Below are 21164 nucleotides of genomic sequence, written 5' to 3' on the forward strand. Positions count from 1 at the left end.
AAAAGGTGTTAGTTTCCCCAAATCTGTTCAACAAACTCAGGATGATCAATGAATGGATTACGATTGCCCTGAAAATCAAACACTTGTTGATTGCGGTTTCGTTCTTTTTCACTAACGGGATCATTTTTGTGCCAACGTTTCAGCATGTTTAACATCCAAGGTTCAAAAACCGTTGAACTTGAACCATCAAGGACAGCATCCGCATTGCTTGAATTGCCTTCCCAGTTACCTACAACATTTTCATAGCGGGTTGCCATGTAGAAATAAGCACGGGCGAAGTCGCCCTTAAACTCATCAATCGGCTCAAACACCGTACCGGAGTAGCCCAGACTAGTGCTTGCTTGTCCAAGTTTAGAGCCATTACTAGACACGTAGGTCGCGGTGCCCACTTCACCAAATGGCCAATTACTGCGCTTCGCGTTTACATAACCATCAGTTGCAAACAAGTGATGACCGTCTGAGTTCATCGGCTCAACCTTACCGCCAAACCAGCTTTTCGGAAAAGAGTGCTCACGGTTGTAGCAATCCCCTTCCGTTTTGTATTGGCCACATTGGTCTGTGACTTTGGTAAAGCTTACTGTATCGCTAGCAGATGGCTTTTCAGAATACATATCGAGAATAGAGCCATCATTTTCGTAATAACGATCAATATCGGCATCTTTTACCAAGGTCCAGACCGCAGAATAGCCTCGGCTGGAGTGATTATTGATAATGTTAAACAACGCTGTTTTTAGAGCGTATCCCGTCTTACCAGATGCCGCTTGATAGTAACCATCAACCACTGGTGGGGTCGTGGTTGAGTCACCTAACGTAAAATCGGTGGTTTCACTTTTCGAGAATTCAGCGCCAGAAGCAAGAGTCTTATCTCCCTCAGTCAGCGTGTACGACCCCGCGCCACTGCCACAACAAATGCCGTCACCATACTCGTCTTGAATCGTGAATTGGTAGTTACCGTCAGCTAAGCACATGCTCTTTTCAATGGTGATTGCTGACTCATATCCCTGACCAGAAAACAGTACTTCAGCTTGGTTGTTTTTTAACGTCCAGCTAGTTTCTGAACCATAATTATCGGTTGTGAGAGTCAAGACCACTTGGTGATCACTACAACTTTCTACAGGAGGTTGTGTACTCGTCTCAGTCGGTTGAAAATTATCGACGTAGACAACTTCTGAGCCATCAAAACTGGCTTCATCGTAAAAACGCAAACCGACGTTGATGGTCTTGTTCGAGCTCGCTGTGTAGTTGTGCGCGAGCTCTTGCCACTGGTTTATCTGTTGTGGGTTCGAGTAATTGTGATAACCATCAACCACCAGACGTGCTTTTACATTTCCTTCGGTATGATAAACCGAGACAGAAAACGGATAGGTTTTCCCTTGCTCCACATTAATGGTTTGCAAAAAGTCGGTGTTGCTTTGGGTACCTGTATTCACGACGACCTGGGCAGCCAGGCCGCCCGATTTGATTTGTTCGCTGCTTGGCGACACTGTAATGCCCGCGTCAATCTCTGACCACTGCGTAGGTACATTGCCATTCCACTGTTCAAAGTCACCGTTGATAATTTGGCTATATGCAAACGGAGAGCTAACAGCAGCAAGGAGACAGAGGGAGTTCGTTATGGATTTCATTATACTTTTCCATTAGTTATATAAATCCCAAACACGATAAACATATTAGTGGGGCATAAGTAATCCTTCAGTCACATTTTTACGTTGCACAAGTGTTAATTTACTTTTTAATGTGCAGCTTATCTCACAAATATTCACCTGCTGAAAACAAACGCCAATACAAAAAGCGAAGCAACTTGTTGGCTACATCATCGTAAAACCATTAAGGGAAAAGTAAAACAGACAGAAAAAAGCCAAGTGTGCGCCTATGGGGGTCAGCAACAACACTTGGCTTGTTTATAAGAAAGCTTGTGGTCAGCTCAACTGGTGAGCATCAATTCTGGATAATTCCTTAAGGTTTTACCGCAAAGAATCGTCCTTGTAGTGGCGACATCAGAATCTGATATTGACCATTGCTCGGAGTAATTTTTTCATTCGTGAGCAAATCCACCAACTCACCAGTACCAACACTCTCCTGAGTAAGAGTGACGCTTCTAGCGCTCTCTAAGGTATTTAGCGCAAACAAGACTTTGTCCGAACCAGATTGTTTCAAGTCCACATAACTGCCGTTACTCGCAACTAAATTCGTGCGTGACCCTTGATAAAGTGCAGGATGCGCATCGCGCATTGTCATCAGCGATGTCACATAAGATTTGAGATCGGCTTGGTTTGCATCAAGCGTCGCCGTCACGCCTTCAATTTTCGCACTGCTGCGCGCAACGTGATCATCGCACAAACCTTGAATGGCACAGGTGCTGTTGTCTTCTTTTGCGGCAAAACCATCCACTTGATCCCCGATTTCATCACCGTAGTACAACGTGATTGGCCCGGTGTACGCCGCTTGGAAAGCAAACGCGGCTTTATGGCGTAACCAATATTCTGCATCATTCACATCCGCCAAGTTTCCGCGCTGTAACAAGTCACCAAAGCGCACTAAATCATGGTTGCCGATCATCAAATTCGGCTGCGCATGTGTTGGATATTGGTTGTGTGTGCTGTAGCCGTTGTCTAACCAATCCACACCGCGACCACCCACGCCGCTCTCATTCACGGCCAAAGTTTCAACGATGCGATATCGCATAGGGAAGTCAAACGCAGAGCACAATGCTGGATCGCTGTTCGATCCATACGCCTCATTCGCAATCTCAGACTCCCCTTTCCAAATCTCTGCCACCATGTAACCCAACGGATTCACTTGATCGCCTTTGCTATTGGTGTACGTCACACTTTGTGAGGCTTCATCGACGGCTTTACGAAGTTGTGTCCAAGCGTCTGTCGGAACTTGATAGGCTTGATCTAAACGCCAGCCGTCAATCTTGAGTTCTTTGATCCAATACGTCGCCACCTCTTTGTAGAAATCGAGACTGGCTGGGTAATCCACGGGATTGCTTGAGCCTGAAGGCAACAAGCCGGAAGGCGAGGGTTTGATCAAACCATTCTTATGGTGGCCAAATACGCCATCAAAAAATACGTACAGACCGCGTTTGTGTGCTTCTTCGACTAAAGTTTTCGCGGTCGCTAAGTCACCAAATTTGGGGTCGATTTTAAAGTAATCTGTCGCAAAATAGCCGGTGGCGTCCAAACGATCCGCCCAATGATCTTGTCCTGCTATCTCTTCTGACTCAAAAACTGGCGTCAACCAAATCGCATTCATCCCTAAGTCTTGGATGTAATCGAGTGAATCAATCACTCCTTGCAAATCGCCGTTATGATGGCTGGTGCCATAACCTGTACCGTGACCAATGCTCGCATCACCATCCACAAAACTCTCTACCATGATTTGATAAGTACGAAGTTGGTTACTTTGCGCCATGACATTGGCTTGGCAAGCATAACTGGTATCCGGTAGCGGAGTGCTGCTATTAGTGTCGCCACCACCAGAAGAATTACACGCAGATAAAGCACCAATCACACTTAACGCAAGCAACGATCGAGACAGGCGATGGTTACGTAGGATATTACGCATTTTATTCTCCCTAACTTACTCAAATAAACTACGGAAATTTGAGTAATAAAATTAACCCCGACATGTGTTTCATGCAGGGATTAATAAATAAAAATAGATTTTAAATAATTGAATTGAATATTATTGGCACTTATTTACCATGACATGAACAGGTTTGCCTTTTCCTTCAAACTGAAGACTCCATACATATTTACCATCTTCTTTAATATCAACCGAAGTATCCGTACCGTAACCACCAAATGTTAATGGTGTTAATTCACCAACGTTCATTCTATTACCTTTTGCGGTAAATTGTGGGAACCACAACTCGGTCGCATACTGCATTTTGTAGGAGCCTACTTTTTCTTGAACCACGGCTTGGTAGAAATTATTCCCTTTGTAGGTGTATTGACGCTGAGGCACGTGTTTCCAATCGGAATCCGCAAAAGTACCCACCACAAATAGTGGTTTAGAAATAGGTCCTTTCGCTGTGCTGTCTGGGTTGTCACACGCTTTCATGAAAGCAACCACTTCGTCTTGAGACATATTAACAACTGGCTCTGTGGCCGCTTCAGGTTCTGCCGTCGATTGACAACCTACTAAGGCAACAAGTAGGGCAGCAGCAAGAGAGGTCTTCATCATGTTCATTTCACGTAATTCCTTTTTAGTATATCCAAAGCAAAATAAACTCAACGGTTAAAAGAAATATTAATCGTTATTAAAATGGAAATATCAAACGCCAAATAAATATCGTCAGATTGCGAATTTAAATCACTTCGAGAAGTTTGTTTATTTCCTAAGTACAAAAAATAAGTTAGGAACTGCCATTAATTATTGATCCAACCTATATAAAAAACAAAGTAATAAAAATAATTATGTGAATAAGGTAACTCTATGTAGGGGTATTTTTATTGGTTTATTTTCTATGAAAAAGGTCAGCATTTCGCTGACCTTTTTTATCTGATTATTTTCTATTTACGGCTTTCACAAACACTTGTTGTGCACCTTCGATACCCAGCTCTTTTGCTTCATCAAGCAAAGTGAGCGCTTTCGGAATATCATTCGCTGCGACTGCTGCTTCAATGGAGCTGTAGTAGTAGCTAGTAAGGTCCGTACCTTGGGGAATGTTATCGTTTTTCGCAACAATCTTAGTATTCACGATATCATTCGCGGATACCGAAAAGCGGAACTGACCAAGTGGGCTATGTTTCGCTAGAGGGTCTGCAATATCTGGCGGCTGAGTGTGGCGCGCCATGGCGAAGGCTTTTGCAGGGTGTAAAACTTGTGTACTTCCTTTTAGATCGGCGGAAGTCGTGTAAACCAACACATGCAGATCGTTACCTGTCATGTCTGGAATCACATTGAGATCAAGTACGAATTTATCGTTGTCCAACAGTTTTGCTGGTTCATACTTAAACTTTGAAAAATCTGCTTGGTAAATGGTTTCTCCTGCCGAGTTCATCACTGCGACATTAGGAGCATAAAATTGAAGTTCTTTACTTACGAACGTCTCTAATTTGATATCGAGACTGCCACGGTTTCCTGGAAGAGCAAACGCTGCAATAGCGCCAGCACTGTTACCATCCAACAACATTTGGCTTTTATCAGTCAAAGCGAATTCAGTAACCACAGGCACGTTAAGCGGTACCCATTGAATATCACCCGATTGCGTGATCACTTGTTGCTGACCTTTTGGACTCATCTCTACTTGTTCTACAGACGCACAACCAGTAGCCAACATGCCCAGCAGTACGGGAGCAAGCCATTTTTTCATTACTGTCTACCTCGACTCTTTATTGTTTTTTAAATAAATACAGCCAGATAAGTTCTGGCTGTATCATTCTAGGACAATTTAGGACTTAGTGGTTAGATGATTACCACCAAGCTTCAGCTTGTACACCGAACTGGAACGTATCGTCTGAACGACCGTTGTCAAATGTGTTTGAGTTGTCTTCTTTGTCAGCCGTTAGGTAAGAAGCGTAAACACGGATTTCAGGACGAGCCCAGAAGCTAGAGCCAGCAGACCATGCTTGAGCAACAGTTAGCTTACCGTATTTGTTTTCTTCGCCGTCGTTATCGTCGATAGCGTAACCAGCTTCGAAAATAGTTTTGTGGTTGTCATCCCATTTGTACATTGGACGAACAACAACAGACATTGTTTCCCACTTGTCTTGGCCAGCCCACATGTCTTCACCAACACCGTACACTAACTGGTGACCCATTTCCCAGCTGTCGCCCATGCCGATTACACCCCAGTTGATTAGGCGGTAACCAGATGCACCGTTGTCAGCTTCTGCGCCGTACCAGCTACCGTCGCCGTAGAATGCCATTGTTTTAGAGTAACCTTCAGTACCGTACTGAAGCACTGTTTTGTTGAAACCAGCGTCTAGACCTTGAGTCAATTCTGCTGTGAACATTACGCCGTTTTTCGCATCTTTAGTGCCGTTTGGCGCAGCGTCAGTTTCGTTAAGAATTGCGTAGTTCAAGCCCATTTCTAGAGAGCCGTTGTCCCATAGAGGAAGACCTGCGTAACGTACGTCTAGAGTGTTTACGTTTGTTGCGCCACCATCGTTGCCTGGGTCTGCGATATCGCCGCGGTCGTTACGAACCCAAGCGAAAGAAACTTTACCAGGACCAGCTTCGATACCTTCAACACCAGCGCCCGCGCCAGAGATGTTCCAGTAGTAGAAGTCAGAGATATGAATGTCGTGACGTTGGTAGTAGCGTTTACCTGCCCAAAGCGTTGCTTCAGGAGCAAAGTTTAGTAGGCCTTTAGCTTGAACGTTGAACTGACGTAGTGCGAATTGTGCATCGTCTACACATTTCACTTCGCCGTTATCCAAACCACAGTTAGCAGAAGTGCTTTCCCAGTCGTTTGAACCGTTAGAAGTCATTGCAACCATAGAGTCTACGTAGAACGTTTTGCCGTTGTTGTTGTAAACTTCTTTACCTAGTTGAATCTCGCCGTAGATATCGCTTTCATTACCTAGACGACCGATCTTGTTCTTTTCGAATGTTAATTGTTGACCACCGTCAGCGTTCACGCCAACGCCAGCACGCATGTAACCGTGGAAATCCACTGCGAATGCAGAACCAGCAGCTAAAGTTGCAGCTACAGCAGCAGCAATTGCACTTACTTTTTTCATTCTTAACTCCATTAAGGGTATTTATAATTCTGTCTTCCCTGCTCACTCTTTTAGGTGAATATAGGCAGTAAAAACACACCTAAAGAAAGAGAGGTAAGATGGGAACGAATCCCCGTTTGTTTCAACAGTTGTGAGATTACCCGAGGCGTACAAGGATGACTTCCTCCGCCCTAAACTAATTTAAGGGGGATGAGAAGGGAGTAGAAAATTTACCGAATGGTGTTTTTTCGAGTCAGATCACCAATCTAGGGAGGAATTAGTAAGTTTGTTCGGTTTTGAGCCGCTACAAAGTGATAGCCATTTCATATTTTTGACTCTAAGCCGTCACATAAAGTAATTAAATTACACGAATATTTTTATATTTAGGGTGGTTGACCTTAGTAAGACAAAGTTTTTAACTTATAGTTTCCTAAAGGTAGCAATAAATATTAAATAAAGTATCTCCGATGACACGACTTCTCTCTCGCCCCTACCCCCTGGGCGCAACATTGAATAAAGAAGGCTGTAACTTCTCTATTCATGCTCCGGGCGTAAAAGACATTCAACTGGCATTGTTTGCAGACGATGGCAGCTACGAGCTTCACGGTTTACCGAATGAATACGCTGGCATACGTCATACTTTTATTCCAGATATTAAGCCAGGGCAAAAATACGGTTATCTTGTCTCCCACAAGGACGAGCCACTGTTAATTTCTGATCCGTACGCAAAATCAATAGATAAAGCCCTCCACTATCATCCTCCCTACTCTCCAGCCAAAAGTTTCGATATGCCGAAGTGCGTCGTTATCGAAGATGATTTTGACTGGCAAAACACGGATCACCCGCGTATACCCAGAGAAGAGATGGTGTTGTTTGAGACGCACGTCAAAGGGCTTACCCAACGCCACCCTGAGGTTGAGGACAAGCTGAAGGGGCGCTATTTAGGTCTTGCATCACCTGAAATGCTGGCCTTTTACAAACAGCAAAACATCAACACGCTGCAATTGCTACCTGTCGCAGCATGCATGCATGAGCCTCACCTACTAGAGATGGAAAAGGTCAATTATTGGGGATACAACCCTTATCTCTTTATGGTGCCCGATCCGCGCTACGCAGAACAAGACGCCGTTACGGAATTAAAAACAACAATTCGCGAATTGCATAAAAACGGCATCGAAGTGATTCTCGACGTGGTTTACAACCACACTGCTGAAGGTGGTGAAGGGCCTACAATTTTCAACCTGAAAGCCCTCGACTCCTGTTTTTACATCAAACATGGCAACCACTTCGCCAATTACACTGGCTGCGGAAATACAGTGGATCTCACCTACCAACCAGCCTTAAACCTTGTGATGGATACATTGCGCTACTGGGTTAGCGAATTTAAAGTCGATGGCTTCCGTTTTGACTTGGCTGCAACGTTAGGTCGACAGGGCGATGATTACAACCCAGAAGCAGCTTTCTTTAAAGCCGTTGCGCAAGACCCAATTTTGCGTGAAACCAAATTGATTGCCGAGCCTTGGGATATTGGTCCAAATGGCTACCAAGTGGGTAACTTTCCATTTGGTTGGAACGAATGTAATGACAAACTGCGTGATATTTCCCGCAGTTTTTGGCGCGGTGATCAAGGCTATTTAAAAGAGTTTGCCACTCGATTAATGGGCTCTCGTGACATTTATAGTGCAGCGAACTGGCCATACAAACTCACCGTAAATTACATCACGTATCACGATGGCTTCACACTGCAAGATTTAGTGTCTTACAAGCACAAACATAACGAAGCCAATGGCGAAGAAAATCGCGACGGTCACGGTGACAATCGTTCAGAAAACTACGGTGTTGAAGGCGAGACGGAAAATCTGATGATTATCGCCACGCGTGAAAAGCAAAAACGCAACCTTATTGCTAGCTTGCTGTTTGCCTTCGGTATCCCACACATTCTCACTGCTGATGTTCTGTCTCACACCCAAGGCGGTAACAATAATGCCTATTGCCAAGATAACGAAACCAGTTGGCTGAACTGGGAAGAGACAGAACGTAAGCAACATTTCAAAGCATGGATGTCACAAATGGTCGCCAACCGAAATCAATACATGGTGCCATTTATCCGAGCTTTCAGTGGCGAAAACCGCAATAACAACCGTATTTTCTGGCGCCGTACAGACGGTCGCTTAATGGAGCACGATGATTGGAACCGTTTAAGCTCTGTCGCACTTCACCTTGGTATCGGTAAAGAAGGGCAAGAGCTGGTCTACCTCATCAACCAAACTAACGCCACAGCGCGCTTTAAACTCCCCAATGAGCGAAAGCAAGAATGGGGGACGATCTGTGATACAAACGTACGTAACCTCAACCCAGGACATGCTGAAGGCGAAGTCTTGCTGTCACCCACCTCAATGGTGATTTTGCACTATCAACCAAACCAAAGCACACCAAAAGGTGAGCAAACGCATAGCTAAGTTATAAACGCTCCAAAAAAGGAAAGCCGATGCATCTCAGTGCTTCGGCTTTTTGTTGGTTAGATTTGCCTAACTCATTATTCGCAAGGCGGCGCTAGGTGGATCAAAGCCAATCCACCCAGTGACGTCTCGCGGTATTTCTTGTTCATGTCTTTGCCCGTTTGATACATGGTTTCAATCACCTTATCCAACGAGATCAAACATTTACTATTACGCTTTAATGCCATGCGAGATGCATTGATCGCTTTCATTGCCCCCATTGCATTACGCTCAATACACGGTACTTGCACTAAGCCACCAATTGGGTCACAAGTCATGCCTAGTGAGTGCTCCATGGCAATCTCAGCAGCAATGCAAATTTGTTCATTGCTGCCACCACGTAGCGCGGTCAAGCCAGCTGCCGCCATAGAAGAAGAAACACCGACTTCGCCCTGACAACCCACTTCGGCACCCGAGATAGACGCATTAGTTTTGTACAAAATGCCAATCGCACCGGATACAGCAAGGAAGTCTTTAAGCTGTTTAGTATCGAGCTCTTTGATGAAGCGATGGTAGTACATCAATACCGCTGGAATCACACCCGCCGCACCATTAGTTGGCGACGTTACGACTTGTCCACCAGCAGCGTTTTCTTCACTCACAGCAAAAGCAAACAGGTTAATCCAATCCATGATTTCCATCGGATCGTTTTCGATTGCTTCATTTGCTTCAAGCTTCTTCAGCAAGTTAGGCGCACGGCGGGTCACGTTCAAGCCGCCATCCAAGATACCTTCTGTCTCGAAACCACGCTCCATGCAACGCGTCATCACACGCCAGATCTGTTCTGCACGTTGATTGATGGCTTCCATATCCTGAAACGCTTGTTCGTTTTTCAGAATCATGCCGCCAAGGCTCATGCCGTTCTTCTCTGCCTGTGCCAACATTTCGTCCGCACTGGAGAATGGAAACTCAACTTCTACGGGTGAAGTCGCGCTGCCATTTTGCAGTTCATCCGCCGTTGCGATGAACCCACCACCGATAGAGTAGTAAGTTTCAAACCCAACCTGATTGCCATGCGCATCTAACGCAGTAATCGTCATGCCATTCTCATGCAGAGGAAGGTTCTCTTCATGGAACAACATGTCCGTTTTGTAGTTGAATTCGATTTCATGACGGCCATCGACAGACATCATGCCCTCTTCAATCGCCTTGCGCATCGCTTTGTTCGCAGAAGCGATTTTGATGGTATCTGGTTTGTTACCCAACAGACCCAAAATCGTTGCACGGTCAGTATGGTGACCAATCCCCGTTAACGAGAGTGAGCCATATAAATCGACTTGAATACGAACTACTTTTGCCAAGTTCGATTCAATCAAACGAGTGAAGTGGTAACCCGCGATCATTGGACCATTAGTGTGAGAGCTAGAAGGGCCCACACCAATCTTGTAAATATCAAAGATGGACAGCATAAACCTACCTATTACGACAATGCAGCATAAAGCCAATCAGGGAGAACCATACAAGCAGCGATGGTCGCCACGGCGAACACCAACAGCCCGTAATGGCTTGCGGTTGGCTTTGCAAAAAGATGTTTTTGATTATTGATAAAGATTTGTTGCTCGGCAGTCACAGCGCCCCAACGACGGCTCACTAACACACCAAACAAAAGGAAGACAAACGTACCAATTGGCGCGAACCACGGCCAAGCCACGTCGAGATACATTGCAGTAAACACCGCAATCACACTCATGATACTGCCAACGATCACGCCTTTCTCATTGGCTTTTGCCCAGAATAAGCCAAGCACGAATGAACCCAAACGGATACCAACAAAGATAGAAGTCAGACTAGCGATGGTTTTGAGTACCGATTCATTCGATACCGCCAGAAGAGCTGGCACTACCACCATAGCCGCAGCGAGCAAACTCATCTTTCTTGCGACTTTTTCGTAGTGCTCATCATCGGCACTCTTGCGAACGAAACGCTTGTAGATATCGAACGTCGCGACGGTCGCCATTGAGTTGTAGGTCGAATCCAAGGTCGACATTGCGGCCGCTGCCAATGCGGAAATGATCAAACCAACCACAATTGGGTTAGTGTGGTTGAAGACAAAATCCAAAATCACTTCGTTGCTGTTTTCAAACGATTGATCTTGATAGAAAACACTCAAAAGAACACCGAGTACCGCGAAGAACAAGTACACGAAAAACGCACCGTAACCACACAACAGCATCGACTTCTGCGCCGTCTTTTCACATCTCGTCGCTAACGTGCGTTGGATGATCAATTGGTTGGTGCCGTACACACTCAAATGCAAAAAGCTCACGGCAACCACGCCAGCCCAGAGTGTGGTATCCACGCCCAAATCAAAGTCTAAGTTGATGATATTCAGGTGATCACGAGAAAGGTAATCTGCCGCATTAATCTCTGTCATTAGAATGGCAAAGATAGCGATGCTGCCCGCAACCAATACTGCAGATTGCAACATATCGGTCCAGATCACCGTGGAAATCCCACCCGCATAGGTATAGCAAGCGGTGAAAATACTAATGTAGATAATAGCTTCAGAAATACTGATAGGCAGAACTTGCACTAAGATCAGCGCCACGGCATACAAAATCACACCCGCAGAGATACATTGAACCACAATGAACACGATCGAGTTGATGGTTCTTGCATACACCCCAAAGCGGTGCTCAAGGTATTCATAAATCGAAGTCAGACCCAGCTTATAGAAGACAGGCACAAAGAAAATGACAGTGAAAAAAATAACGATGGGATAGTTAAGGTGAATACTCATCGCTTCCATGCCAGATCTATAAACCCAACCAGGCATCCCTACAAACGTCATCGCACTAATGTAAGTCGCAAGTATCGAAACACCTGCCGTAAACCAGCCAAATTGCTTTCCACCCGTGGAAAAGTCGCCACCCTTGTTGTAGCGCTTATTCACTAAATAGCTGATTAATATGGTGATTAACACGTATAACGCAATCACCACAAAACTTGAGTACGTAACCATTTCAGGGCTTCCATAATTCTGGGTGCTAATTATTTGTGCTTGGATATTACTTTAAAAAAGCATATCTAAACGATAATCCCGCCATAACTGTGACTATAATCACCAATATAGACGGTTATATATTCAAAAATGCCAAAAAGACCGATTTAATGAGACTCCCATCACTAAAAACCACTTATTGGGTACGCATTCATTTTAAAATTGATATTGATCACGGATCTAATGACCTTAAAAAAACTATGATTCACCACGACACGAAATCGAAGATGATCCCAATAAGATCGTATTCTTTAAGTTTGAATAGCAACAAATCCTAAGTGAAATAGAGGTTTATCGGTCATGAATGCCAAAAGACACATGAGCGAAGTTCCTATGATTCAAAGGGTAGCTGCCTATCTAGCGATACTGGTTGGTTACTTTTTCTATTGTTATAACTTTGTAATTATTGACTACGTACGCCCATACATCGTTGAAGCGTATGATGGTATTAGCCTGTCAGACACTGCCCAGTTCTATACATGGCAGTCGGTTGGTGCACTTATCGGTGCATTGAGCTGTGCTTGGTTCGCAACAAAATTTGGTAAGAAATCCACTCTTATTACCATCACAGCCCTAAACGGTGGCGCAACGATCATCAATATGATGTTCACCGACTACACAACATGGGCAGCAATGCGTTTCATCATTGGTTTGTCACTGGGTGGTTACTTCACCGTGGCAGTAAGCCTAATGATCGGCCTATTTACGCCAACGGTACGTGGTAAGTTGACGGCATTCGCGTCTTCTATGTTCTCTGTAGCACTGATGGTAATGGGTGCGTATGCAGCATTTATTGCAAGCATTGATGCACCATGGGAAAGCCTAATGCTTGTTGGTGGTATCCCACCATTGGCAGCCGCTGTTGTCATGATCTTTGTACTACCTAGCGACAGCAAAGTGATCGCTTACGGTGAAGAAGAGCAAGCAAAAGCAGAAGAATCAGATGCACCAGCGAAAAAAGGCTCTTGGGGCGAAATGCTAAGCAAGCCTTACCGTAAGATCACTCTAACGTGTCTATTACTGGCTGGCCTTAATTTCTACGGTTTCCAATTCTTTGGTGGCTTCGTAACCACTTACCTACGTGATGTACGTATGTTCGACGGTGCAACCATCGGTCTCATCTTCTCTATCTCAGCATTTGGTTCACTGTTTGGTGCGTGGTTCTGGGGTTGGGTAGCTGACAAATTCGGTCGTAAGGTGAACGCATTTGGCTTCATCCTAGCGGGCATCATGGTTTCAATCTTCTTTGTTGCACCTGGCGACATGGTGATTGGCGGCCTAAACATGCTGGCTCTACTTGGTCTGATTTACAACTTCGGTCTGTCTTCTTCAGCGGTATGGGGTGGTTACTTCTCAGAACTGTTCCCAGCACACCTACGTAGCTACGGCGCGGCGCTATTCCACGGCGGTCGTATCCTCGGTATGTGGGCACCAATGGTACTTATCTTCATCCAAGAACGTACCGACCTACAAACCGCAATGTGGGGTTCACCAATCGTATGGATCCTTGCTGGTCTTCTATGGCTATCACTGCCAGAGACACTAAAAGGCGGCGTGTTCGATAAGAGCAAAAAAGCCGAAGCAGCAAAAGCGTAACTGAATTTCAAAAACTCCGGCTGGCTCCCCGGCCGGATGAAAAAACTTAATTTCGAGTCCTGTTCCCAAAGCCGACTCGACAGCAAATAAGAGAGTTTATTATGTCTAAATATCAAGAAGCGAAACGCGTTGTACGTGAATACTTCAGCGCAATGGAAAACGCAACTCACGAGAACGTGGCAGAAGTACTAAAAGCACACACTTCAGAAGATTACCTATGGCGTGGTGTTTACCCATTCCGTGAGCAACAAGGCGCTCAAGCAGCGGCTGACGTTTTCTGGGCTCCTTTGATGAAATCAATGACTCGCATGCAGCGTCGTCAAGACATCTTCATCGGTGGTGAGAACGAAGTAACATCAGGTGAAATCTGGGTAATGAGCATGGGTCACTTCATGGGTCTATTCGACGCTGAATACCTAGGCATGCGCCCAACTGGCAAAATCATGAACATCCGTTACGCAGAATTTAACTGTGTTGAAAACGGCAAGATCACTAAGACTGGCCTATTCCTAGACCTTCTAGGTGCAATGGACCAAGCGGGTTGTTACCCACTGCCACCATCAACAGGTAAGCACTTCGTATACCCTGGTCCTCGTAACCACGATGGTCTACTGTTCGAAGACGCAGCACCAGAAGAAGGCGTAGCAACACTAGCACTAGTGAACAAGATGGTTGATGACCTATCTGCACTAAACGACAGCGGCGCTATGGGTTGCCCACCAGAAGTTCTTGAGAAGAGCTGGTCTAAAGACATGATCTGGTACGGTCCATGTGGTATCGGTGCGTCTTATACAATCCCTCGTTACCAACAGCAGCACCAATTGCCGTTCCGTAACAACCTAAAAGACAAGAAGTTTAACGGCCACGTATGTCGTTTCGCAGAAGGTAACTTCTCTTGTTTCTTCGGCTGGCCAAACCTATCTAACACGCCTATCGGTGGTTTCCTAGGTATGACAGGTGGTGAAGTACGTGCAGACATGCAAGTGGTTGACGTTTACTACCGTGACGGCGACAAGCTATCTGAGAACTGGGTACTGATCGACCTTCCTTACTGGCTAAAACAGCAAGGTCTAGACGTGTTCGAGCGTACTCAACAGATCCTAAACCCTTCTCTATAAGAAGTCCTAGGGGCGGATTGTCAACCCGCCTTTATGTTGCCTGAATCCCCTCTCGGTTCAGGCGACATGCTCCCAACTCGTGCCTCAAGGATGGGGCACAACCTCAAGATAGAACCCTTATTCAAAACGGGCATGAACGCACGGTGGCTTTCTGCGCCCTGAATAATGAGATTGATGATGAAAAAGTCGACCCTTTCTGCAGTGATTTTAGCAGCGCTTACTTCTAGCTCAGCCTTTGCTGCACACACTTTTGTTAATGACGCTGGCGACAGCCTAACCATCGATGGCCGTTTCGATCTTCGCTACCAAGACCGTGGCGGTGATGACAACGGCGAATGGAACAGCGGCAGCTCACGTTTCGGTTTGAAAGGCCAAATGGGTCTGGATAACGGCTGGACTGGTTTCGGTCACGCGGAATGGGGCTACAACTCTGGCGCGAACGGCGACAACATTTACGACCGCTTGCTATACGCAGGTGTTGATCACGAAAAATACGGCAAGATTGCTGCGGGTACTAAACAGTGGTCTACCTTCTACGACGTAGCATGGTACACCGATTTAGGTCGTGTATTCGGTACTCGTGGCTCAGGTGTTTACAACCTAGCTGACTGGGGTATCGCATCCGGTGCTGGTCGTGCGGAAAACTCAATTACGTACCGTAATTCAATTAATGAAAAAGTGAGCTACGGCTTTACTTACCAGACCACGCGTGAAGATGTTGCTCTAGCAAGCAATGCGACAGCCTCACTGAAAAACGGCATGGGTGCTTCGATCACTTACAAACCCGTTGATGGCGTAACACTGGGTGCGGCTTACCATCAAAATGAAGTTGCGGATCTAGACGCAAGCGTGGTTGGCGTAGAAAACGGCGACAACATGCGCATCATGCTATTGGGCGCAAACTACAGCAACGGTGGCTTCTACGCAGGTGCGACTTTCCACGTTGGCGAAAACTGGGAAGCAGTGAGCCAAGGCGGTACGGACGTAATGTTCGATACCCTAGGTGGCGAAATCTACACTTACTACCACTTCGACAACGGCTTGCGCCCAACGTTGAACTACAACTACATGGAGGATAGTGGTGACGAGACTCAAGGTTACGAGCGTAACTTGCTGATCCCTGGTCTTGAATACCACTTCCAGAAGAACAAATTCCTAGTTTGGACTGAATACCAGTTCGACCTAGGTAAAGATCAGTACGATGGCAGCAAATTCGAAAACCGTGATGATCAATTCGCGGCAGGTATTCGCTACTACTTCTGATAATACTCATCGCTCACCACCTATACCCAAGTAACCTTAAGGTGGTGAGTGATGAAGTTCTTATCAACACTAAGCAAAGTTATCTTGAAGCCAAGTAGCCATCACTTCACTAATAATTAAAGGCTGCTCAAGCGTAGATAGATGCCCACACTCAGGGATAACATGAAGTGTGACGTTTGGGATGCATCTCTCCATGAGCAGATGATTGTCTAGCGGACAAAGCTTATCTTCTTTACCTGTTATCACCAACGTAGGAGCTTGAATGTCCGCCAATAAAGGTCGAGCATCCGGGCGAGTTGCTAACGCTTTAGCATGTGCTTCAAATGCCTCCAAACCTACATTAACCGCCATGCCTTCGATACGCTCAGTTAACGCTTTGTCTTGCAAACGGCTTGGATGAATCAGCACAGGCATCAGAGTGTCAGCCGTAATGCGTTCAAACTCACCACTTAACGCACGGCTAACCAGTGCATCACGCTTTTGTGTCACCTCTGGCTTTTCATCTGCTGCATTGGTATCCATGAGGATCAAGCCTTTGACTCTGTTTGGCGCTTGACGGTACACCTCAAAGGCAAGAATCCCACCCATTGATAAGCCACCCAAGACAAACTCCTGCGGTGCGTCTTGCAACACTTTCTGCGCCAGCTGTTCCATTGACGGCAATGAGGCCAGCGTCGGGCATGAAGGCTCAACCCAACTTGGCAACGCTCGGTTGACTTCCTCAAACAATGTGCCATCACAAAGTAGTCCGGGTAGCCAAACTAACGAGGTGGGTTGCGTCATTTTATTCTCCTGCAAGCGGCTTTGGTTGATCAGACCCAAGAATGCAATACGTCAAACTATTACCCCGCAAGTTCGTCAGTGAATAAGACGCACCTTCTGGAACATTCAGCACATCACCGCGCGTTAAAACAACATTAGCTTGTTCGCCTTGATGCGTGAGGACCACCTCTGTATCGCCATCAAAGTTGATAAGTACTTGTTTTTCTTCTCGGCAGTGTTGAGGAATCGAGCCACCTTCAGAAAGCTCATAAGCCATGATGCTCACTTCATCTTCACTCTTTACTTGGAAGTCATAACTCGCCAAAGGGTGACCCGTTAAGGCGTATTGTTTCACGTTGCTTCCGCTGAAATCGCCTTTGATTTCACGATAATCTTTTAGCAGAGCGACAAATGGCATCATCTCTTCTGCGGTGTAGGTATCGAAGGTCGCGAGCTCTTCTTCGGTAAGCAGCGGCATCAATTCTGATTCTTGTGGCACCGGGTCGCCATTAATAGTGTCCACGAGTGTGCCATCGGCTTTGAGGTATAAACCATAACCTTGACTGTCTTTAATAACGTTTGGATGCCAAATAACGCCGCCACCTGAATCGTCGCCGCCAAGTACCGAGAACATAAAGCCGTAATCGCGGCCAACCACTTCAAATCCACGGAAGAGATTGGTTGGAATCGAGATGACGTCACCGTGAGACAACACCGCCTCGTGTTCGCCATCGTTCCCCCAATAAAAACGGAACTGACCTTTGAACACCAAGAAAAGCTCGGCGGTACGATGAGAGTGCAACGAATTTTTGATGCCCGGCGGTTGGCCTGCGGCACCAATATTAAAGCCCGCCGTATCGCGAATATGAACATGCTGACGACTGCTCTCTGCCACCCCAGCACCGATAATGCAGAAGTTATCTTTCAGATCACTGCCTGGCGTGCGCGCATCAATAAACGCACTCGTACCCGGAATCAGTTCCATGTAGCGGACCAGGTTATTATTCATTTTAGATTGTAGAGTCATTGTAAATCCTTGTTGTCCTTGTTGTCCTTGTTTGGACCTAGCCTTTGAATTGTTAGTTACAAGCCTAAAGTTAGTTACAGACCGAAAGTGTGTTACAGACCTAAAGGTCGCCCACCATCAACCGCGATGGTATTGCCTGTCGAGAAGGTCAGAACCTCTGCCGCGGCGTACACGGCTTGAGCAACCTCTTCATCATTGGCTAAACGCTTGAGCGGTGTGGATTGTTCTTGTTGGTTACGCCAAGCATCGTCCAAGCCTTTGACAAATTCGGTGTCGACAAGCCCAGGCGCTACAGCCAAAACGCGAATCTCAGGGGACAATGCGCGAGCTAAAGAACGGGTCATGTTTTCTGCGGCAGATTTACTCGCGCAATAAGCAATGTTGCTGCCCATCGCAGTCTGTGCCGCGATAGAAGTAATGTTCACCACACAACCATTGGCTTGCTGGAGCAAAGGCTCAAACGCTCGAACCATGGCAAAAGGCGCACGGACGTTCACTTGGAAAATTTGATCAAATAATTGGTCATCCAAACTTTGCAGATCGGCATGCGCGACGAACTTCGTCATCCCCGCACAATTGACCAACAAATCTAGCTTGTCGCTCATCTCACTGACTTGATGTTTAAGCTGCTCAATCGCACTAGAATCTGCCACGTTCAGTTTGAATGCCAAATGCTCGTTACGTGGTAACGAAGAAAGCACGTCGTCGGCTGCTTTCTGATTACTGTTGTAAGTCAGAATTACGCGATATCCAGATTGAGCTAGCTTGCGACAAATGGCGGCACCCAGTCCGCCACTGCCGCCTGTGACTAAGGCAAGTTTCGACATATTACGCCTCTTCCACTTTGCCTTTGTAACGGCGTACACGAATATCTGCTTGCTCTTTGTGACCTGCAAAGCCTTCTAGTGCACACAAGCGAGAGCAGTATTCACCCACTTTTAAGGATGCTGCTTCCGTTACTCGCTGGTAAGTACAAGTCTTGATGAACTTACCTACCCAAAGACCACCGGTGTATCGCGCCGCTTTCTTCGTTGGCAGTGTATGGTTGGTACCAATACATTTATCGCCGTAAGAAACGTTGGTTTCACGACCTAGGAACAAGGCACCGTAGTTGGTCATGTTAGCTAGGAAGTATTTAGGATCTTCCGTCATCACTTGAACGTGTTCAGAAGCGATATCGTCTGCTACTTCCACCATTTCTTCGTAACTATCACATACGATCACCTGTCCGTAATCTGCCCACGCTTTACCCGCAACTTCCGCCGTTGGGAGAATGGTTAACTGACGTTCAATCTCTTTGATGGTCTCTTGTGCAAATGTCTCGCTGTTGGTCAACAAGACAGCTGGAGAGTTGTAACCGTGCTCGGCCTGCCCAAGCAAGTCCGCCGCTGCCAATTCTGGGTCACAGCCTTTCTCATCAGCAATGACTAAGGTTTCCGTTGGGCCTGCAAACAAGTCGATACCGACGCGACCAAACAACTGACGTTTTGCCTCTGCTACAAATGCGTTACCCGGCCCTACAATCATATCGACCGGTGCAATAGTCTCCGTCCCCAGAGCCATTGCACCTACCGCCTGAACACCACCGAAGCAATAGATTTCATCCGCACCCGCCATTGCCATCGCAGCGACAATCGCCACATTCGGCTGGCCATTAAACGGTGGCGCACAAGCAATAACACGTTTTACGCCCGCGACTTTCGCCGTCAGTACACTCATGTGAGCGGATGCAACCAATGGGTATTTACCGCCAGGGATGTAACAACCCACGCTGTTGACTGGAATATTTTTATGCCCCAGTACCACACCAGGCATGGTTTCTACTTCGACGTCTTTCATTGAGTCACGCTGAATTTGAGCAAAGTTTCGAACTTGTTGCTGAGCGAACTCGATATCATGACGAGTCGATTCATCAAGCGCATCCACACAGGCTTGGATTTGCTCTTCTGACAGGCGGAATTGCTCCGGCGACCAGTTATCAAACTTTTCAGACAACTCACGTACAGCGCTATCACCTTTCGATTCAATATCAGCAAGAATGTTTTCAACAATCTGACGCACTTTTGCGTCGTTTGATGCTGATGCTTCTTCAGTGATTCCGTTTTTTAAAATGCGTGCCATTGGGTTTCTCCTTGAACATTGAGGCTGACGAACGGTTATTTTTATGCTTTTGGATACGAATGCAAAATCAGATTAAACACTTAATTAACATTTGACAAGTTAAGTCAACAAACCAAAAAAACCACCCTTAAGCCTTTGTATTGATTAATTTAAACAAATAAAAGTAAGTAATAAGGACCTTGATTGAGTTTAATTTTTAATCAAAAATGAGTTTTAGATCACATCATTTTTACTCATCATTTACATTTCACCGTGTTAGTTTTTGCATACCTTTGCAAAGGAGAGAATTATGAGCAATTTTAAGCAACGTCTGACTAAAGAAACGCTATTAGGTACATTTGTTAAAACCCCTCATCCTCACATTATCGAGGTATTGGCACTGGCAGAGTTGCCTTTTGTGGTACTGGATGCAGAGCACGCACCTTTCGATCGTTCCTCGCTTGATCTGTGCATCATGGCGGCCAGAGCGAATGACCTCGCGTGCGTGGTACGAGTACAAGACAGCGCTCCTTCAACCATTTTGAACGCGCTTGACTGTGGCGCGGCGGGTGTACAAATTCCCCATGTTTGTACTGCTGAGCAAGCGACGCAACTGGCGAAAATCTGCCATTACGGAGAAGGTGGCCGAGGGTATGCTGGTTCCAGTCGAGCAGCGCAATACGCCACTAAGCCCATGGTTGAACACTTAAAAGACAGCCGTGCGAATACGATTGTCATTGCACAAATTGAAGACCCTCAAGGGGTTGAAAATGTTGAAGCGATTGCCAATGTTGAAGGAATTGATGCGCTCTTCATTGGCCAAGTTGATCTCACTGTCGCTTATGGTGCTGATAGCGTTCATGATGAGAAAGTCGCACAAGCAAGTATGCGAGTAATCGAAGCGGCCAGAGCCGCCAATAAACCTGTTGGCATGTTTGTCGCGACGGCTCAACAAGCTCGGGAATGGCGTGAACTCGGCGTTAGCTTCTTTTGTGTTGGCTCTGAACACAAAATGATCATTGATGGCTTCAAGCAAGAGAGAAATGTGATGAATTCTTGAGTTTTCTCTGATATTTACGCCTTATCAATGTAATACTCTAGACACAGAAATCCCCTAGCCCATAC

At 46.0% G+C, this 21164-nt stretch carries 16 protein-coding genes; 5 read left to right on the forward strand and 11 right to left on the reverse strand.

Annotated elements, in window-relative coordinates:
- Positions 1 to 8: 8 nt before the first annotated feature.
- From N646_RS16655 to N646_RS16675, 5 genes are all read right to left on the reverse strand, one after another.
- Complete coding sequence (locus N646_RS16655) at positions 9 to 1625, reverse strand: endonuclease (protein ID WP_017820116.1); 1617 nt, start codon at positions 1623 to 1625, stop codon at positions 9 to 11.
- 331 nt (positions 1626 to 1956) lie between these two features.
- Positions 1957 to 3570 (reverse strand): alpha-amylase family glycosyl hydrolase, encoded by a 1614-nt coding sequence (locus tag N646_RS16660; RefSeq protein ID WP_017820115.1) that lies wholly within the window; start codon positions 3568 to 3570, stop codon positions 1957 to 1959.
- 120 nt (positions 3571 to 3690) lie between these two features.
- Positions 3691 to 4197: a hypothetical protein gene (locus N646_RS16665; RefSeq protein ID WP_017634473.1), complete on the reverse strand. Its 507-nt coding sequence runs from the start codon at positions 4195 to 4197 to the stop codon at positions 3691 to 3693.
- Positions 4198 to 4513: 316 nt separating this feature from the next.
- Positions 4514 to 5323 (reverse strand): MalM family protein, encoded by an 810-nt coding sequence (locus tag N646_RS16670; RefSeq protein WP_005374786.1) that lies wholly within the window; start codon positions 5321 to 5323, stop codon positions 4514 to 4516.
- A 100-nt stretch (positions 5324 to 5423) separates the two neighbouring features.
- Positions 5424 to 6695 carry a maltoporin gene (locus N646_RS16675; protein ID WP_005374784.1) on the reverse strand — a complete coding sequence of 424 codons (1272 nt, stop codon included), beginning with the start codon at positions 6693 to 6695 and terminating at the stop codon, positions 5424 to 5426.
- A gap of 446 nt (positions 6696 to 7141) precedes the next feature.
- Here N646_RS16675 and glgX point away from each other — a divergent pair, with 446 nt between their 5' ends.
- A complete protein-coding gene (glgX, locus tag N646_RS16680) occupies positions 7142 to 9133 on the forward strand; it encodes a glycogen debranching protein GlgX (protein ID WP_017820114.1) in 1992 nt (663 codons plus the stop codon).
- A 77-nt stretch (positions 9134 to 9210) separates the two neighbouring features.
- Here glgX and N646_RS16685 read toward each other — a convergent pair whose 3' ends face one another.
- Positions 9211 to 10581 (reverse strand): L-serine ammonia-lyase, encoded by a 1371-nt coding sequence (locus N646_RS16685; protein WP_017820113.1) that lies wholly within the window; start codon positions 10579 to 10581, stop codon positions 9211 to 9213.
- Positions 10582 to 10592: 11 nt separating this feature from the next.
- Positions 10593 to 12134 (reverse strand): sodium:solute symporter, encoded by a 1542-nt coding sequence (locus N646_RS16690; RefSeq protein ID WP_017820112.1) that lies wholly within the window; start codon positions 12132 to 12134, stop codon positions 10593 to 10595.
- Positions 12135 to 12473: 339 nt separating this feature from the next.
- Between N646_RS16690 and N646_RS16695 the strand changes: the two genes are divergently transcribed.
- From N646_RS16695 to N646_RS16705, 3 genes are all read left to right on the forward strand, one after another.
- Complete coding sequence (locus tag N646_RS16695) at positions 12474 to 13769, forward strand: MFS transporter (protein WP_005374774.1); 1296 nt, start codon at positions 12474 to 12476, stop codon at positions 13767 to 13769.
- A 101-nt stretch (positions 13770 to 13870) separates the two neighbouring features.
- Positions 13871 to 14887, forward strand: a complete 1017-nt coding sequence (locus N646_RS16700) for a nuclear transport factor 2 family protein (RefSeq protein ID WP_005374772.1) — start codon at positions 13871 to 13873, stop codon at positions 14885 to 14887.
- 177 nt (positions 14888 to 15064) lie between these two features.
- Positions 15065 to 16150 carry a porin gene (locus tag N646_RS16705; protein ID WP_017820111.1) on the forward strand — a complete coding sequence of 362 codons (1086 nt, stop codon included), beginning with the start codon at positions 15065 to 15067 and terminating at the stop codon, positions 16148 to 16150.
- A 69-nt stretch (positions 16151 to 16219) separates the two neighbouring features.
- Here N646_RS16705 and N646_RS16710 read toward each other — a convergent pair whose 3' ends face one another.
- The 4 genes from N646_RS16710 to hisD form a co-directional block, all read right to left on the reverse strand.
- Complete coding sequence (locus tag N646_RS16710; RefSeq protein ID WP_017820110.1) at positions 16220 to 16933, reverse strand: alpha/beta fold hydrolase; 714 nt, start codon at positions 16931 to 16933, stop codon at positions 16220 to 16222.
- Position 16934: 1 nt separating this feature from the next.
- On the reverse strand, positions 16935 to 17939 hold the full coding sequence (locus N646_RS16715) for a cupin domain-containing protein (RefSeq protein ID WP_017820109.1): 1005 nt from the start codon (positions 17937 to 17939) through the stop codon (positions 16935 to 16937).
- A 92-nt stretch (positions 17940 to 18031) separates the two neighbouring features.
- Positions 18032 to 18766: an SDR family NAD(P)-dependent oxidoreductase gene (locus N646_RS16720; protein WP_017820108.1), complete on the reverse strand. Its 735-nt coding sequence runs from the start codon at positions 18764 to 18766 to the stop codon at positions 18032 to 18034.
- Between the two features lies 1 nt (position 18767).
- Positions 18768 to 20060, reverse strand: a complete 1293-nt coding sequence (gene hisD, locus N646_RS16725) for a histidinol dehydrogenase (protein WP_005442059.1) — start codon at positions 20058 to 20060, stop codon at positions 18768 to 18770.
- A 289-nt stretch (positions 20061 to 20349) separates the two neighbouring features.
- On the opposite strand from hisD, the gene N646_RS16730 reads away from it, so the two are divergent.
- Entirely contained in the window at positions 20350 to 21099 is a 750-nt protein-coding gene (locus N646_RS16730; protein WP_005374748.1) for an HpcH/HpaI aldolase family protein, read from the forward strand.
- The last annotated feature ends 65 nt before the right edge of the window (positions 21100 to 21164 follow it).

The organism is Vibrio alginolyticus NBRC 15630 = ATCC 17749 (assembly GCF_000354175.2).
GTDB lineage: Bacteria > Pseudomonadota > Gammaproteobacteria > Enterobacterales > Vibrionaceae > Vibrio > Vibrio alginolyticus.

Excerpts from the sequence above, each read along its gene's own strand:
- N646_RS16655 (WP_017820116.1), bottom strand. The coding sequence starts at position 1,625 with ATGAAATCCATAACGAACTCCCTCTGTCTCCTTGCTGCTGTTAGCTCT.
- N646_RS16660 (WP_017820115.1), bottom strand. The coding sequence starts at position 3,570 with ATGCGTAATATCCTACGTAACCATCGCCTGTCTCGATCGTTGCTTGCG.
- N646_RS16665 (WP_017634473.1), bottom strand. The coding sequence starts at position 4,197 with ATGAACATGATGAAGACCTCTCTTGCTGCTGCCCTACTTGTTGCCTTA.
- N646_RS16670 (WP_005374786.1), bottom strand. The coding sequence starts at position 5,323 with ATGAAAAAATGGCTTGCTCCCGTACTGCTGGGCATGTTGGCTACTGGT.
- N646_RS16675 (WP_005374784.1), bottom strand. The coding sequence starts at position 6,695 with ATGAAAAAAGTAAGTGCAATTGCTGCTGCTGTAGCTGCAACTTTAGCT.
- glgX (WP_017820114.1), top strand. The coding sequence starts at position 7,142 with ATGACACGACTTCTCTCTCGCCCCTACCCCCTGGGCGCAACATTGAAT.
- N646_RS16685 (WP_017820113.1), bottom strand. The coding sequence starts at position 10,581 with ATGCTGTCCATCTTTGATATTTACAAGATTGGTGTGGGCCCTTCTAGC.
- N646_RS16690 (WP_017820112.1), bottom strand. The coding sequence starts at position 12,134 with ATGGTTACGTACTCAAGTTTTGTGGTGATTGCGTTATACGTGTTAATC.
- N646_RS16695 (WP_005374774.1), top strand. The coding sequence starts at position 12,474 with ATGAATGCCAAAAGACACATGAGCGAAGTTCCTATGATTCAAAGGGTA.
- N646_RS16700 (WP_005374772.1), top strand. The coding sequence starts at position 13,871 with ATGTCTAAATATCAAGAAGCGAAACGCGTTGTACGTGAATACTTCAGC.
- N646_RS16705 (WP_017820111.1), top strand. The coding sequence starts at position 15,065 with ATGAAAAAGTCGACCCTTTCTGCAGTGATTTTAGCAGCGCTTACTTCT.
- N646_RS16710 (WP_017820110.1), bottom strand. The coding sequence starts at position 16,933 with ATGACGCAACCCACCTCGTTAGTTTGGCTACCCGGACTACTTTGTGAT.
- N646_RS16715 (WP_017820109.1), bottom strand. The coding sequence starts at position 17,939 with ATGACTCTACAATCTAAAATGAATAATAACCTGGTCCGCTACATGGAA.
- N646_RS16720 (WP_017820108.1), bottom strand. The coding sequence starts at position 18,766 with ATGTCGAAACTTGCCTTAGTCACAGGCGGCAGTGGCGGACTGGGTGCC.
- hisD (WP_005442059.1), bottom strand. The coding sequence starts at position 20,060 with ATGGCACGCATTTTAAAAAACGGAATCACTGAAGAAGCATCAGCATCA.
- N646_RS16730 (WP_005374748.1), top strand. The coding sequence starts at position 20,350 with ATGAGCAATTTTAAGCAACGTCTGACTAAAGAAACGCTATTAGGTACA.